Annotated in this window: 10 protein-coding genes and 1 pseudogene; 4 read left to right on the forward strand and 7 right to left on the reverse strand. The window is 72.7% G+C overall.

Going from position 1 to position 15,716, the window contains the following annotated elements; all coding sequences use genetic code 11:
• Positions 1-132: 132 nt before the first annotated feature.
• Both GA0070621_RS08090 and GA0070621_RS08095 read right to left on the reverse strand, forming a co-directional pair.
• A complete protein-coding gene (locus GA0070621_RS08090; protein WP_091192763.1) occupies positions 133-2,724 on the reverse strand; it encodes an ATP-binding protein in 2,592 nt (863 codons plus the stop codon).
• 275 nt (positions 2,725-2,999) lie between these two features.
• Complete coding sequence (locus GA0070621_RS08095; RefSeq protein ID WP_167666701.1) at positions 3,000-4,286, reverse strand: MFS transporter; 1,287 nt, start codon at positions 4,284-4,286, stop codon at positions 3,000-3,002.
• Positions 4,287-4,482: 196 nt separating this feature from the next.
• Between GA0070621_RS08095 and GA0070621_RS08100 the strand changes: the two genes are divergently transcribed.
• From GA0070621_RS08100 to GA0070621_RS08115, 4 genes are read left to right on the forward strand one after another with little or no spacing between them, the layout of a single operon-like run.
• A complete protein-coding gene (locus GA0070621_RS08100; RefSeq protein ID WP_157739892.1) occupies positions 4,483-5,727 on the forward strand; it encodes a condensation domain-containing protein in 1,245 nt (414 codons plus the stop codon).
• 7 nt (positions 5,728-5,734) lie between these two features.
• Positions 5,735-7,033 carry an MFS transporter gene (locus tag GA0070621_RS08105; protein ID WP_091192766.1) on the forward strand — a complete coding sequence of 433 codons (1,299 nt, stop codon included), beginning with the start codon at positions 5,735-5,737 and terminating at the stop codon, positions 7,031-7,033.
• Positions 7,034-7,059: 26 nt separating this feature from the next.
• Positions 7,060-8,334, forward strand: coding sequence for a condensation domain-containing protein (locus tag GA0070621_RS08110; RefSeq protein WP_091192768.1), 1,275 nt, complete (start codon positions 7,060-7,062; stop codon positions 8,332-8,334).
• A complete protein-coding gene (locus tag GA0070621_RS08115; RefSeq protein WP_167666702.1) occupies positions 8,331-9,782 on the forward strand; it encodes an amino acid adenylation domain-containing protein in 1,452 nt (483 codons plus the stop codon). The genes GA0070621_RS08110 and GA0070621_RS08115 overlap by 4 nt, the downstream gene beginning before the upstream one ends.
• Before the next feature lie 54 nt (positions 9,783-9,836).
• On the opposite strand, the gene GA0070621_RS08120 is transcribed toward GA0070621_RS08115, so the two are convergent.
• The 5 genes and pseudogenes from GA0070621_RS08120 to GA0070621_RS08135 all read right to left on the reverse strand — a co-directional run.
• Entirely contained in the window at positions 9,837-11,057 is a 1,221-nt protein-coding gene (locus GA0070621_RS08120) for a cytochrome P450 (RefSeq protein WP_091192770.1), read from the reverse strand.
• Entirely contained in the window at positions 11,054-11,350 is a 297-nt protein-coding gene (locus tag GA0070621_RS08125) for a phosphopantetheine-binding protein (protein ID WP_091192771.1), read from the reverse strand. The genes GA0070621_RS08120 and GA0070621_RS08125 overlap by 4 nt, the downstream gene beginning before the upstream one ends.
• A gap of 302 nt (positions 11,351-11,652) precedes the next feature.
• The gene (locus GA0070621_RS29860) at positions 11,653-12,498 is read right to left on the reverse strand and encodes a zinc ribbon domain-containing protein (protein WP_167666703.1); all 846 of its coding nucleotides are present in this window, start codon (positions 12,496-12,498) and stop codon (positions 11,653-11,655) included.
• Positions 12,474-13,634 (reverse strand): hypothetical protein, encoded by a 1,161-nt coding sequence (locus GA0070621_RS29865; protein ID WP_167666704.1) that lies wholly within the window; start codon positions 13,632-13,634, stop codon positions 12,474-12,476. Before GA0070621_RS29865 ends, GA0070621_RS29860 begins: the two co-directional genes overlap by 25 nt.
• A gap of 81 nt (positions 13,635-13,715) precedes the next feature.
• Positions 13,716-15,080 (reverse strand): annotated as a pseudogene (locus GA0070621_RS08135) (IS1380 family transposase); the annotation flags it as partial.
• Positions 15,081-15,716 lie beyond the last annotated feature (636 nt).

Below are 15,716 nucleotides of genomic sequence, written 5' to 3' on the forward strand. Positions count from 1 at the left end.
CGGACGACCTGACGGGGCGGCCCGGCTGGCGACCAGCCGGGCCGCCGCCGCGCCGTCACCGGCGATCGGGCTGCCCGCGCCCGGTGGAACGCACCCGGACCGGGCACCGTTCCCGGCACCGGCCGCCGCGGCTCACGACCGCCGCGTTCCACCCGCGGCCGGCTCGTCGTCCCCGAGCGCCACCCGCAGCTTCCCGCACGCCTCCCGGTCCAGACCGTCGAGCCGGGCCAGCGCCTCCCGCCAGTGCCGGCGGGCCTCGGCCGGGCTCCCGAGGCGCTCGTACGCGTCGCCCAGCACCCGCAGGGCCAGGCCGATGCCACGCTGGTGCCGGTACCGCCGGCAGATCTCCAACGACTCGGCGGCCCGCGCGATCGCCGCCTCGTGACCGCCGGCCAGCAGCGACGTCTCGGCGAAATTGACAAGCGCCTGGGCGTGCCACAGCGGGTCCGTGCCGTCGGCGGCGATCGCCAGCCCCGCCTGGTGGTGCGCGACGGCCTGCCGGAACTCGCCCCGGCGCTGATGAACCAGCGCGAGGTTGTCGAGGACGCTCGCCTCCTTGTAACGGTCGCCGAGCTCGCGCCGGATCGCGAGGGCCGCCTCCAGATGCCGGAGCGCCCCGTCGAGGTCGCCCCTGTCGCGCAGCGCGTTGCCGAGGTTGTTGAGGCAGGCCGCCTCCCGCGTCCGATCGCCGAGCTCGCGCTGCACGGCGAGGTTCCGCTCCAGCAGCGGGACCGCCTCGTCGAGCCGGCCCTGCCGCAGCAGCGCCACCGCCACGATGTTCAACGCCAGCGCCGTGCCCGACCGGTCACCCGACCGCTGCGCCGCCTCGACCGCGAGCTGGCCGAACTGCTGCTGCTCCGCCGCGTACCCGGAGTAGTCGATGAACTTGACGACCACGAGGGCGAGGTGCTGTACAGCGGCCAGGGTCTGCCCGCTCGCCACCTGCTGCCGCGCGATCATCAGCAGGTTGGTGTGCTCGCGTTCGAACCAGGCCCAGGCCTCCGCGGTGCCGGCCAGCGGTTGGCCCGGGTGCCCGGTGGGGTCGTCCAGGGCGGCGAACGGCAGCTTCTCCTGTGGATAGAGCAGCCGCGCGGCAGAGGCGGTGGTGGCGAACAGCCACCCGGTCAGCCGGCTCAGCGCCGCCTCGCGGGCGGCGGCCTCGTCGACCTCCTGGGCCCGCTCGCGGGCGTAGAGCCGGACGATGTCGTGGAACCGGTACCGGCCGTCGCCGGTCGACTCGAGCAGGTGTGCGTCGACCAGCGCGTCAAGTGCCCGCTCGGCGACCGGCACCGGCAGGTCCGCGAGCGCCGCACAGCCGTACGCGGTGGCGTCGGCCCAGTCGGGCAGCGCCGCGAGCCGGAAGAGCCGGCCGCCGAGGCGGCGCTCGTCCTGCGGCGCGTCGCCGAACGCCTGGTAGCCGAGGTGCAGGCTGGCCCGTACGGAGAGGTCGCCGACCTCCAGCACGTCCAGCCGGCGTCCTTCGTCGTTCATCCGCTCGGCGAGCCCGCTGAGCGGCGCGTCGGGCCTGGCCGCGGCACGTGCCCCGATGATCCGCAACGCCAGGGGAAAGCCGTCACAGTGCCGGACGACCTGTGCCGCGGCCGCCGGCTCCGCGGCGACGCGTTGCGCGCCACCGAGCCGGCCGAACAGGGCGAGCGCCGCCTCGTCCGGCAGCGGGTCGAGCCGGAGCCGGACGGCGGCATCGAGATCGGCGAGCATCCACCGGCTGGTCACCACCGTCGCGCACCCCGGGCCACTGACCAGGAGCGGGCGGACCTGCGCCGCGGAGGCGGCGTTGTCCAGGACGACGAGGACGCCGCGGTCGGCGGCCCAGGTGCGGAACAGGGCACTCGCCTCCTCCAGGGAGGCGGGCGCGGTCGGCACGCCCAGCGCGCGCAGGAACCGGGTCAGCACGTCCGCGGGCGCCGACGGCATGATCCCGGCGCTGGTCCCGTGCAGGTCGGCATAGAGGCAGCCGCCGTCGTACCGGGCCGCGACCTGGTGCGCGACGTGCAGCGCGAGCGCGGACTTGCCGACCCCGCCGGCGCCTGCGACGACGCAGACGGCGCCGTCGTGGGCGGTCGCGGCGATCAGGCGACCGGCTTCCGCGTCCCGTCCCAGGAGAAAGGGCGGTGCCGGCGGCAGTTGGAACGGCACGGGTGGTCGGCTGCCGTCGGCCGGTCCCGGCGCGGGGGACGGCCACGGCAGCGCGTGCGGCACGGCCCGCTCGCGCTCCGCGTCGGCCCCGGCGACGCGCGCCGGGCCGGTCCGGCCCGGGTCGCTCCGCGGCGTGCCGGTGCCGGGCACCAACCGCAGCACCGGGGAACCGCGGGGGGACTCCGCCGCCGGGTCCACGGGATCGGGCGGGGCCGTGCTCCGGGTGGCGCCGCCGCGTCCGGCGTCGGTGGGCCGTCCCCGGGCGCCACGGCCCGTCGCCCGCGCGGCGGAGAGGCGCGCCCACACCGCCAACCAGACCGACGAGCGGTCGTCCGGCACGTCGCACGCCCGCAGCAGCGCCACCACCAGATCGCGACGGGGGAGCGTCGACCGGCCCAGCATGGTGGCCAGGGTGCTGGCGGGCAGGAGGTCCCCGTTGCGCTGCGCCCGGCGAGCGATCGTACGGTAGGCGAGGCCGGACTGGTCGCGTAGCCGGCGCAGCAGCGCGACGTACTGCTCTGGGCAGGACGCGGTGGTGGGGTCGACACCGAAGTCGGGGGCCGTCATGCGCCGTTCACCTCAGGAGTCACGTACCCGTTGACGGTGCTTCACCGAGGCAAGTATGTCAGCGCGCGACAAGGTGGCGAGGAAACAGCCGCTATGCGGGACGACCACAGTGGGCGGACGGCGGACCCGGAGCGCGGACGGCCCCGCCCGCCGGACGGCGGGCGGGGCCCGACACTGACGCCGGAGGCGGTCAGGTCCAGCTGATGCCACGCTTGCAGACGCCGCGCATGAGCTTCTCCCTCCGTTCGTGGGGGCCGGCCCGGCGCCCGCCCCGGTCACCCCAGGTTGGCCGCCCGGGACGGGGCGGCGGAACCCTCGGTGGCGGTCGAGGTCATTCGAAGGTGTTCGAGCGGCGCGGCGACCGCGCGTGCGCGGCGGTGCGGCCAGAGCGGTGCCAGCGCGAGCACCGCCACCGCTCCCAGCAGCCCGCTCACCCCGACCACCGTGGTCGCGGCCCACCGTTCGGCGGCCAGGCCCGCCAGAACCATCGCCCCGCCCTGGAGCCCGGCCAGGCCGGTGATGGCGACGCCGAACGCCCGCCCCCGGAATTCCGTCGGCACCGCCCGTCCGAACAGCGCGTTCAGCGGAATGGCGAAAGCGCTGCCGGCGCCGACCAGCACCAGCAGGCCCAGCACGATCCACAGCGGAGGGCCGAACGCGACCACCGTCAGCAGCGCGGCGGAGAGCACCGCGAGCGGCAGGATGAGCCGGGGTCTGGTGCCCGGAGGGCACCAGCGGGTGAGGATCACCGCACCCGCGGCCGTACCCAGCGGCGCCGCTGCCAGCAGCAGTCCGACCGTCTCGGGTCCGCCGCCGTACTGCCGGGCCAGCGGCGCCATCAGCCCCTCGGCGGCGTAGGTGAAGGCGCTGGCCACCCAGAGGACGAGGACGTACGCGCGCAGCCGGCGGTCGGTGAACACGACCCGCAACCCGACGGAGGGGCCGCCCCGTGTCGGCCCCTCCGGACGGGTCGGGAATCCGCGGGGACGTACCCCGATCCCGATGAGCACCGCCGAGACCAGGAAGGTCGCCGCGTCGACCACCAGCGCGCCCCGCAGCGAGAACGCCGCGACCAGGCCGCCCCCGGCGGCGAAGCCGAGCACCTGGACGACCTGGGCGGTGGTGTTGTCCAGGCCGTTGGCCAACGGGTAGCGATCGCCGTCGAGCACCTCGGGCAGCAACGCCGCCCGCGCGGCCACGAACGGTGGCCGCAGCAGGTTCACCATGAACAGCAGCGCCACCAGAGCGGGAGCGGGGACGCCGGGCAGCGCCGCCAGGGGGATGAGCAACGCACGGGCCACGTCGCACCCGATCAGCACCCGCCGTCGTGGAAACCGGTCGGCCAGGCCGGACAGCAGCGGCCCGCCGGCCAGCCAGGCCAGGTACGAACTGGCGTAGCCCGCGGCGGCCAGCGCCGCCGACCCGGTGCCGGTGTAGACGAGATAGGCCACCGTGACGGCCGTGAGCTGGTCGCCGAGCAGGGACAACAGGTACGCCGTGAAGAGGTAGCGGTATTCGCGGACCGCGAACACCTCGGCGTACGTCGCGGCGCGCTCGGTCACCACAGGTCTCCTCGATCGGGTGACTCCAGACCGTAACGGTCGGGGTGGCAGCGAAGGCGGCCTCAGCCGTTCGGGTCCGTTCGGCTCCGTTCGGGAATGCGCGATCTCCTATGCCCGGGAAGGCGCCGGTCACCAGACTGGCCTGCGCACGGGTCGGTCCCACCCCGGTCGGCGACACTCTCACCTGGAGGCTCCGTTGAGCACGTCCACGCCGCTGACGTTCGGCCAACTCGCCATCTGGCGGGACGTGGAATCCGTGCCCAGGGACCGGTGGCACGAGCCCAACCTCGCCCAGATCTGGGCCCTGCCCGCCGGGATCGGGTTGACCGCGGTCCGGGACGCGCTCGCCGCCCTGGTCCGTCGCCACGGCTCGTTGCGGACCACCTACGACCTCACCGATCCGGCCGCGCCCCGGCAGGTGACGCATCCGGCCCAGCGGCCGGACGTCACGGTCGAGCGGAGCGCCGATCCGCGGCTCGACCTCGACGCGGTCCGCGAGCAGTGGGCGCGGCAGCCGTTCAGCCTGGTCCGCGAGCCACCCTGGCGGGCCGCCATAGTCGCCACCGCGGACACCCCGACGCACCTGGTTCTGGTGCACCACCACATCGTCGGCGACGGCGCGGCCACGGCGATCCTCCGGCGGGACTTCGTCGCGGCGCTCGCCGGCACACTCGACGACGCCGTCTCCGGACCGGCCACCATCTCGGCGTACGAGCAGTCGCCCGCCGGACGACAACGTGCCGCGGCGGCGCTCGACCACTGGGCGAAGCTGTTCACCGAGGTGCCGCCCCTGGCCCTCGGGCAGCCGCCGTTCGTGGAGGCCAGGCTGGCATCCAGGGACCTCACCCGGGCGGCGCGGCGGGTCTCGGCGCGGCTGCGCGTCTCCGTCGCCAACGTGGTGCTCGCCGCGTACTGCGCCGGCCTCTTCGCGCTCACCGACGACCACCGGTTGGCGGTCCGCGTGCTGTCGGCGAATCGGTTCGACCCGTACCGGCGGGACGTCGTGACGTCGATGAACCAGTGGATCTCCACCCCGGTCGACCGGCCGTCCGGGCCCGACCTCGCCGAACTGGTCCGCGAGGTCGGCAAACGCACCCGGGTCGCGTACGCCCACGGCGTCTACGACGTGGACCGGATGTTCCGGCTGCTGGACGAGGCGGGCCACCGCCGGGCCGAGTACGACAGCACCTGGTCGTTCAACTTCATCCCGCGCGGCCCGGACGGTCCGGGGCAGGCGCACGCGGACGCCCCCGGCCCGCAGGACGAGACGGTGTCCTGGGCGGCGCCCTTCTCGTCCGTCGGGCCCCGCTACTACCTGCGCGTCGTCGAGGGCCCCGCGCTCACGTTCGAACTGCGGGTCCCGGTCGGCCGGTCGGCCGTCGCCGCGAAACTGCTCCGTCGGATGCACCAGGCTCTCCTCGACGCCGACCGTTCCGGCTGAGCGGACGATGAGGTACCAGCGCGGCGAACTGTGGCGTCATTCCGACTTCCGCAAACTGTGGTTCGGCGAGAGCGTCTCGCTGATCGGCACCTACGCGACCCAGCTCGTGTTTCCCCTGGTGGCGGTGACGTACCTGCACGCGTCACCCACCGAACTGGGCGTGGTGTCGGCCGCCCAGTTCGCGCCCGCCCTGCTGCTGACGCTCGTCGCCGGCCACTGGGCGGACCGGGTCGGCCACCGTCCCATGCTGGTCGGGTCCAACCTCGCCCGGATGGCCACGCTCGCCGCCGCCGTCGCGCTGCTGGAGACGGGCGGCCTGCGGGTGTGGAGCTGGTGCGTCGTCGCCTTCGTCCTGGGCACGTTCACCGCGGCGTTCGACGTGGCGTGGCACTCGTACCTGCCGGTCGTGGTGGAACGGCGGCACCTCGTCGAGGGCAACGCGAAGATGCAGGCCTCCTACTCGGTCGCGCAACTCGCGGGCGCCGGCCTGGGCGGGTGGTTGCTCAAGGTGCTCAGCCCGGCGGCCGCGTTCCTCCTCGACATCGCCTCGTACGCGTTCTCCGTCGTCGCCCTGCTCGCGATCCGGACGCGGGAACCCCGCCGGGCGAAGCCGCCCGGCACCGATGAGTCGACGTCGCGGCGTCTGACACACGGCGTCCGGCTCCTCTGGCGAGACCGGGTGCTGCGCGCGTTGCTGCTGGAAGGAACGTGGTTCAACCTCTGCGAGCAGGCCCTGTTGACGCTGTTCATGATCTACGCGGTGCGGTTCCTCGACCTGGACGCCGGTCAGGTCGGCCTCTGCGTCGCGCTGGGCAGCATCGGCGCGGTCGCCGGATCCGTCGTCGCCGCCGACCTGGAACGGCGATGGGGAACCGCCAGGACGCTCGTGGTCGCCATCGGGCTCGCCTCGGGCAGCCCGGTCCTGGTGCCGCTGGCGAACGGCCCGCAGTTCGTGGCCGTCGCGCTCATCGTGCTGTCGTTCAACCTGTACGGGCTCGGCCTCACCGTCTTCAACGTCCACAACCTCAGTCAGCGGCAGGCCCGTACCGACCCGGCCGCCCTCGGTCGGGTGACAGCGGCGTTCAGCACCATCGCCCTCGGTGCCCTACCGCTCGGTGCCGTCGTCGGCGGCCTCCTCGGAGACCTGCTCGGCGTACGGCTGGGCCTCACCGTGGTGGCCGCGGCGTTCGTCGCCGGCTGGTTGCTGTTCGCGCTCACCCTGCCGCGGCTGTTCGACGCGCCATCGCCGGCACCGGCACCGGCCCCCGCCGCCCCGGCGACCGTCGCCGGCGAACCGCCGCCCTGACCCGACCCATCCCCCAAGGAGAAGGAATGCCCGATCAGCTCGCCGTTCCGTTGTCCCCGGCGCACCGGCTCCTGGCCTGGGTCGACGAGGTCGCCCCGGGCATGGTCTTCGGGCCACGCTTCGTCTGCCTCGGCGGCTACCGCCTCACCGGCCCGCTCGACGTGCCGGTGCTGCGGGGCGCGCTCGACCGGCTCGTCGTGCGACACGAGGCGCTGCGTACGGTGATCGCGGGAGACGGTCCGGCACCGCGTCCACGCGTCACGCCGCCCGCGCCGGTGCCGCTGGTCGAGGTACCGCCCGACGCCCTGGTCGACACGCTTGTCGCCGGCGCCTACCCGCCCGGATCGGTGCCGCCGCTCTGGGCCTACCTGGCCCGCCACGGCGACGCGGACGCCACGCTCGTCCTGGTGGCTCAGCACACGGTCGCGGACCCCTGGTCGATGCGGATCCTCATCGCCGACCTGCTGCGCGGCTACGCCGACCGGCTCGTCGGGCGCAACGAGGGCCAGAACCAGGCGGGGACGCCGCCGGGCCGGCATCAGGTCCCGGCCACGCGCGACGGGAACGACGAGCAGCGCACGCGGCGGTTGACGGATCACTGGCGACAGGTGCTGACCGAGGTACGCCCGCTGCCACCCGACACCGCCGCGCCGGGCGGGGCACCCCGCCACGCGGAGACCCGCTTCCCGCTCTCCATCACCGACCAGCGGCTGCGGGCCGCCGCCCGTACCCGACGCACCACCCCCTTCGTCCTGCTGCTCAGCGGATTCATCGGCGCGCTCGCCGCGTACACCGGCGCGACCGACCTGACGGTGCCGGTGCTGACCTACGGGCGTGGCCGGTCCGACTGGGAGACCGTCGGCCTGTTCATGAACGCGTTGCCCGTACGGGTGGACCTGTCCGGCGACCCGACCCCCGGCGAGACGCTGCACCGGGTACGCGTCGCGTTCACCACCGCGTTCGCCCGCGAGGTGCCGCTGGCCGACCTGGTGTCGCGCCTGCCCGAGGCGGCTCGCCTCTTCGCTCCGGACGGCCCGGCCAGCGCCCAGTTCGAGGTCATCCAGCTGCCACCCACGCCGCCGTCCGGGCCGCTGGCGTGCCGGCCGATCCGCCTGCCCGCCGGGCTGCCGCTCGGTGGCCCGGTGATCCCGGTCAACGGTCTCGCGGTCTGGCTCGAACAGGGCCCCGAGGGCGGCTACTCAGGGACCGTCCGCTACCGCGCCGACCTGTTTTCGCAGCCCACCGTCGAGCGGCTCGTGACCGGCTACGCGGACCGACTCGAACGGCTGGTCGGCCCGTGACGGCGGCCACCGGCGGTGCGTTCGCGCACCCCGGACACATCCTGGATCTGCTGGAGCCGTGGCTGCGGCCCGGGTCGGCGGCCCCCGCCGTGGTCGACCCCGCCGGCTCGCTGACCTACGGCGAGCTCGACGGGATGACCCGCCGGATCGCCGCCGACCTGCGCGGTCAGGGCCTGTCGCTGGGCGACCCGGTCATCGTGCACGCCCGGCTCTCCGGCTGGGCCGTGGTCGCCCTGCTCGCCGTGCTGCGGGCCGGTGGACGCTACGTCCCGGTGGACGCGGCGTTCCCGATCGAACGGCAGCGGCGCACGTACCAGCTCAGCGGGGCGAAGCTGGTGCTGGCCGAGCCGGGCGTCCCACCGATACCCGGGCCGTGGCGCACCGTCGAGGTCGGCCCGGCCACCGGCGCCGCCCCACCGCCGGACCGGCCCGCCCGCGGGCCCGACGCCTACACGTACTTCACCAGCGGCACGACCGGGCAGGCCAAGCCGGTGACGGTGCCGGCGGCGGCGCTGGCGTACTCGACGGCCGCGCGCCTGGCGTACTACCCGGACCCGGTCGAGGGCTTCCTGCTCTGCTCGTCGATCGCGTTCGACAGCTCGGTGGCGGGCATCTTCTGGACGCTGGCCGGCGGCGGGCGTCTGATCATCCCCAGCGACCGGCCGGCGAACCTGCTCGCGGTGCGGCGCGCAGCAGTCCGGCACCGGCCGTCGCACCTGCTGATGGTGCCCTCGCTCTACGGCGTGCTGCTGAGATCGGCCGACCCGGCGCACCTGGCCGGCCTGACCGCCGTGGTCGTCGCGGGCGAGGTGTGTCCGCCCGCCCTGGTCGCGCGGCACTTCGCCGTGCTGCCCGACACGGCCCTCTACAACGAGTACGGGCCGACCGAGTGCACGGTCTGGAGCACCGTGCACCGGTGCGCTCCGGCCGACGGCCAGGCGCCCACGGTGCCGATCGGCGCTCCGATCCCGGGCACGACCGTGACGCTGCGTACGCCACAGGGCGGGACAGCGGTGCCGCCGGGAGCGATCGGGGAGATCTGGATCGACGGCCCCGGCGTGGCGAGCGGCAGCGGGCCGTACCGCTCCGGCGACCTCGCCAGCGTCGGCCCGGACGGTCTGCTGCGCTTCCACGGACGTGCCGACGAACAGCTCAAACTCGGCGGTGTCCGGATCGAACTGGCCGAGATCGAGCAGGCGCTGACCGGCCACCCGGACATCACGGCCGGTGCCGTCGGGCGATCGGTGGCCGACCCGGCGCGGGCCCAGCTGGTCGCGTTCGTGGTGGCCGACCAGCCGGTGGACACCCGGGCGTTGCGCGCGCACCTGCTGGCCCGGCTGCCGGCGGTCGCCGTCCCGGCCCGCTACGTCGTGCTGGACCGACTGCCCACCCAGCCGAACGGCAAACTCGACCGAGGCGCGTTGAACCGGCTGGCGTCCGGCCACTGAGGCCCGGCACGTCGACCATTCCCGGGCCACCAGCGAGCCGCACCGGCCGCCGGCTCAACGCGCGGTGGCGACCAGCGGCAGCCGCCGAATCCCCGCCAGCCACGTCGACCGGACGTACTCGACGTCGCCGGCGGGCTCGAACGACGAGAAGCGGCGGAACAGCTCCGTGAAGAATGTGCGCAGGGCCAGTCGCGCGATGGGTGCCCCGATGCAGTAGTGATGGCCGTCGCCGAAGCTGAGGTGCCGGTTGGGGGTGCGCCGGACGTCGAACCGGTGCGGGTCGGCGAACACCCGCTCATCGCGGTTCGCGGAGCCGATCCAGACCACCACCGCGTCACCCGCCGCGATGGCCACGTCGCCCATCCGTGCGTCCTGCGTCGCGCAGCGCAGGAAGTGCCGGGCCGGGGCGGCCCAGCGCAGCGCCTCCTCGATCCCGGAGTCCAACAGGTCGGGCTGCCGGGCCCACTCGGCGTACCCGCCCGAGCGGGACAATTCGAGCAGCGCCGCGTTCGGCACGTGCGGGATCGCGGCGCTGGCGCCGAGCAGCAGGCTGTAGCAGTTCGCCACGACCGCACCCGCGCTCAACGACCGGCCCTCCACGGTCATCGACGCCAGTACGTCCACCAGGTCGCCGCGCGGGCGACGCCGGTGCGCCAGGACCAGGTTGAGCAGGTATCCGAAGAGTTCCCGGTGGGCTCGTCGCAGCGTCGCCTCGACGCCCTCCGGCAACCGGTAGGCCGCATCGTCCTCGGCCACCGACATGCCCACCAGCCGTGCCAGCCGTGGCCAGTCCGCCGCGGGGATGCCGAACAGCGGACCGAGCACCGCCATCGGAAGCGCGCTGGTGATCGAGGCGAAGTCGACCGGCCCGCCGTCGAGGGCGGGGGAGAGCAGTCGGAGGACGTCCGCCTGCAACGACTCGGCGTGCCGTCGTACGGCCCGGACCGTCATCTCGCGCTGCACCGGCCGGCGTAGCTTGCCGTGTCGCGGCGGGTCGCTGGCGGAGAACTGCAGGTTGCTGGCGGGCTCCTCGCGGCCGAGCATGTTGAGGAATACCCCGCGGGTGGAGGTGAAGCCGGCATGGTCGGTCAGTACCCGTTCCGCGTCCGCGTAGCCGGTGACCGCCCAGAACCCGGATCCGCCCCCGACGGGCTGCCAGCGGACGGGCCGGTACGACCGCAGCGCCTGCCACACGTGGTGCGGCTCGCCATGCTCGAACAGCCGGGCATCGGAGAGGTCGACCAGTTCAGGGTCGACTGAACCCGGGCTGGTCATCGGAGCGGCGCCTCGGAATCGTCCACCGACATCGCCTCGACCAGGTCGGCGATGGTCGGCGACAGGAACAGCACCGACGCGTCGATCTCGACGCCGAGGTCGTGGTAGATGTCCATCAGCAGGTCCGCGGCGAGGAGCGAGTCACCGCCGAGCTCGAAGAAGTCGTCCCGTACCCCGATCGGGGACACCCCCAGCTTGCTGCTCCACAGCTCGGCCAGACGTCCCTCGACGGTGGACCGAGGTGCCACGTACGTCGAGGCGACATCCAACTCGTCGCGGGAAAGGGCACTCATCCGCCGGTACCTCCCTGCTCGTCGGCGCCGATCCCAGCCTCGATCCGACCCGGTGGCCGATCAAGGCGATCGCCGTTCGGGTCCGTTCGGGCTTGTTCAGCGGCTCGCGACCCGGCCGCGGGCCGGGGCAGGGCCGTCGAGCCCGTCGGAGCGGAGCTCCGGCAACTGCCGTTCCAGGTCGTCGAGCATCGCGTGCAGCCGGGCCAGTTGTTCCCGTACCGACGGCTCGGGCCGCTCGTCGGGAGGCTCCGGCCGGGCGGTCCGCTCCGCTGCGGCGCGTTCGTCCTGGTGAGCGTCTCTGATCAGCTTAGTGATCCTGAGTCGGATTGAGCTTCCGGGATCGTTTTCCACCGTGGTGGGGAGGCATGGGCGTGAAGGTGGAATCCCGCGCCCAGGGCTGCTCCTCGTGGCCGATGGCCGGCGGTGGGTGTGCTGGTCGTGTTCACGCCCTGGTGTCGGTGGGCTGCGCGGGGCAGTCGGGTCCGGTCCGTTGGTGCGTGTCCCTCCGGACGCTTGCCCGCCCGGCCCGGGGGTCGGGTGGGGGAGGGTGCCCTGCGTCGCCTGGGCGCGGGGCGTGGTGGCTGGTGCCGGGTGGGGCCGGTCTTCGAGCGGTCCACCCGGCTGGCCTTGGTGGTGGGGGTGATGACGGCGGTGGCTTCGAGTTTGTCCACGACCGCGCGGATCACCATCTGCCCGCTGGTCTTGTCCGTGAGGGTCTTGGCCTGATGGGTGAGGCCGCGGGCGGCGATGCGGCGCCAGGCGCCGTTGTCGCGGTCGCCCTGCCAGCCGCAGGCGCCCGTGTTGGGACAGATGGCCCACTTCCAGCCCGCCACGGTCGGCTTGTCGGGGGCCTTGCGGTGCTGCAGCGGGGTCAGGCATTGCGGGCAGTGTTTGGAGGTATTCCGCGCGGGGACGATGACCACGGCGATACCGGTCTCGGCGGCGAGGTGCCAAATGCGGTCAGTGATCTGTCCGCGTACCTGCTGGGAGAGCCGCGTGTTCATGGTGGCGCCCATACCCTTGGCTTCCATCGACCGCAGGTCTTCCACATAGATCACGGACGCCCCGGCGGCGATCGCCTGATCCACAGCCCAGCGAGCGGCGGCCCACGCGAGTGCGGCGTTCAAGTTCGCGCGGCGCTCGGACACGTGCCGGATCTCGTCGCGCAGTACCGCCTGCTTGCCGACGAGTTGAGGCCGCTCGTTGACGCCGATGAGCCGCTGGTAGTGGTCGGCCTTGGCGTGCAGCCGCTCGCCGTGGCGGCGCAGGCGGTGCTGTTTGGCGATGACTCCGGCGGCGCGGAACTGTCCACCAGCCCCCAACGCCGTGATCCGTCCGTCGGTTCCCAGTCGCAGGGCTCCGGCGGACAACAAGGTGTTGAGCCCCAGTCCACGCCGAGCGCGACCGTGTGACCGTTACGGCGGGCCTTCGGCACGGCGTGGCTGTATGCCATATCGGCGTGCACCTTGCCACCGGTCACGCGCAGAGTGGGCAGATGCAGCACCGCGCAGGCAGGAACCGTGGGCGGCAGCGTGATCGGACAGGCCACCCACGTCCAGTCCCGATACGTCCGCGGATCCGGTCGTGACGGAAGCTGCAAGCGCAGCAGCACCCTGCCCGGGTCGGCCTCGCTACGTTCGATCGTGGCCTGCTGCCGGTCACACGCGGCCAGCAGCAGCATTCGCGGGATCCGCGGGACGCCTTCAAGCTCGAACACGTCCATGGGCAGGCGGCCGTAGGCATTGAGGAACGTGGCGGCCTGCCGGGTGCGGCCCTTGATGACGCTCGACGGCAGATGCTCCCCACCCGGAACCGCCTGCCGCACCTGCTCCCACTCCCGAGCCGTGCGCCTACCCGGCTCGGCCGGCCACGACGCCAGCACCCCAGTGGTCAGATCAGCGCGCCACTTGACCGACCGCAGAGCACGCCCCGCCTGTTCCTGGGCCATCCGCACGACCCGGTCGTTGACCTTCACTCCCTTGGGTGTGGTGGCGGTCCAGCCCAGGCGCCGCAACGCCATCCACGCATGCGACGGCAGCCTCCGGCCACCCGTGTCCAGCCCGGAGGCCAGCACCTCCACATCCACGGCATTCCAATGCTCACCAACCAGGACGCCTACCATGCCCGCCACCAGATCGGCACACCAACCGACACGCTCGGCAAGCACAACCTTAGCCTCGATCCGTGGACCGGTTTCGAGTCGGCCGGTGATCGGGTGATTCGATCTTGGTGTTGGTTTGAGGGTGTGGTTGTGCTGCTGGTCTGCCCAGCGTTCTCGGTTCATGGTCGTGTGGTGAGCGTGGATGCGTGTGGTGGCCGGGGTGCTGTGCGCGGGTCGGGGTGTTTATGTGGTGAAGACGGCGTTCCAGAGGGTGAGCCATGCCTGGGTTCGGGGCCAGTGGCTGGGTAGGTGCAGCACGGGGCGGCGTTGTGGGCGGGCGAGTCGGGCCGGGATGTTGATCAAGTGGGTGCGCAGGGTGGCGCCTCGGGCCGTGGCGTAGCGGGCGGTGCCGGTGAGGGTGCCGGCGGCGCGGAGCAGGTTGTGGGTGATCGCGGCCAGGATGCACCAGGCTGTGTTGGCGTTGAACGAGCCGGAGGGCTGGTGGGCCCAGGGGCCGTCGATGAGGTCGGACCAGACGGTTTCGCAGGTGGCGTGGTGTCGGTGGGTGATGTCGGCGCTGGTGACGGGCTCGGGGTTGTTGGTGAAGAACGGGTGGTAGCGCCAGACCGGGAACAGGGGGTCCTGGGTGTTGGCGTCCAGGACGCGGCGGACGATGAGCCGGCCGGTGATGCGGTGGCGGGTGTCGGCGAAGGCGGTGTATTCGACTTCGGCGACGTGGGCGTCGGAGATCAGTTGCCCGGTGTCGGGGTCGGTGACGGCGCCTGGGTAGTGCACGGGCGTGTACTGCTCGTCGCCGATGGTGGCGATCGCGGCGTCGACGGCCGGGTTGCGGGCGATGGCGAACGAGAACTGCGCTGCGGCTTTGACGACCGCGGTGATGACCTTGCCGCTGCAGTAGGCGGAGTCGCCGCGTACCAGGATCTTTGCCGGGTCCGCGCCGCAGGCGATAGCGGTGTTGATGCCCTCGGTGAGCATGGACGCGGCGCCTTTGGCTGAGCCGGCGCGTCCGGCCCGTAACCGCACGCCGGCCAGCACGGGTGCCGCCGTCGCGGTGCAGATCGTGACGGCCAGGGGCGACAGGCCCCGGCGCAGGATGGTTTTGCCCGCGATCTTCGTGTGCCCGAACGAGGCGCCCTGCTTGGCGTGCCCGTATACCGGGCGCAGCAGTGAGTCGATGTCGATGAAGACGTGGTCGTTGATGCCGTCCAGCACCGGGGTCTGCTGCGCGAGGGCGACCAGGTGCCGGCGCAGCACCGCTGACAGTTGGCGGGTGTGGCCGTGGGTGAACTCCCGCAGGAAGATCCCCAACGTGGAATTGGCGTAGACCCGGCTGAACAGCTTCTTCATCCCACCGGACCGGATGACGTCCAGGTCATCGATGCTGTCCGCGCCGGCGGCCATCCCGGCGATGATCGAGGTCAGCTTCGGCGTCGGGTTCGCCGCACCGGACTTGAGCCGCTCGCAGGCGAACTGGACGTGCTCGTCCAACAGGCGGGACAACCCTGCCTGCTCCGCCAGTTCCAGCACAGGCACCAGCCCTGCACACGACACGAGATTGTCCTCGTCGAACACCGCGCTGTCCGCACGCCAGGCATGAGATCCTTGCACCGAGAGTGCCCTTCCGAGCTGGTGAGATTCGCGTTCTAGACAAACCCGATCATCCCAGCCCAGAGGGCACTCTCGTCATATTTCCACGCCGCCCCAGCCACAATGGACCAGCCCTCGTCCACGGATCCAGGCTTAGACAACACCTCACCAGTTGCCTCGTCCACACCCCCACGCACAAAGCTACGGGCACACGCGGTACGAGAGGCCTCACCTTCGGTAAACCGCCGCTTCCGATTCACCGGCTCAACGCCTCGACATCTATTGCAGTAAACCGGCGTTCACGGCCCACCCACGCCACCGGAATCCTCCCGACCCAGCCCCAGAACGAAACGCCACCGGGGTGAACACCCAGACACTTCGCCGCCTTCGGAAGTCGAAGACATCCCATACGATCAATCTATGATCACCGGCGGCCCCCTATCAAGTTGGTGAGCTAATGGCATGTCCGAGCGCCGCCGGTCGACCGAGCCCACCAGAAAGGACGGTGGGTGTCGAGTGAGGCCGGCCGGGGCGTCGCCGGTCGCCGGTCGATCGTTCATCACCGGTTCGCCCGCGGATCACCGTGCTGGCGTCGCGTGTTGGTTGATTGCTTGCACGCTCGCCTGCGACATGCAATCCGGCACAAGGAGCAGGTGT

It is taken from the genome of Micromonospora narathiwatensis, from assembly GCF_900089605.1.
Taxonomy (GTDB): domain Bacteria; phylum Actinomycetota; class Actinomycetes; order Mycobacteriales; family Micromonosporaceae; genus Micromonospora; species Micromonospora narathiwatensis.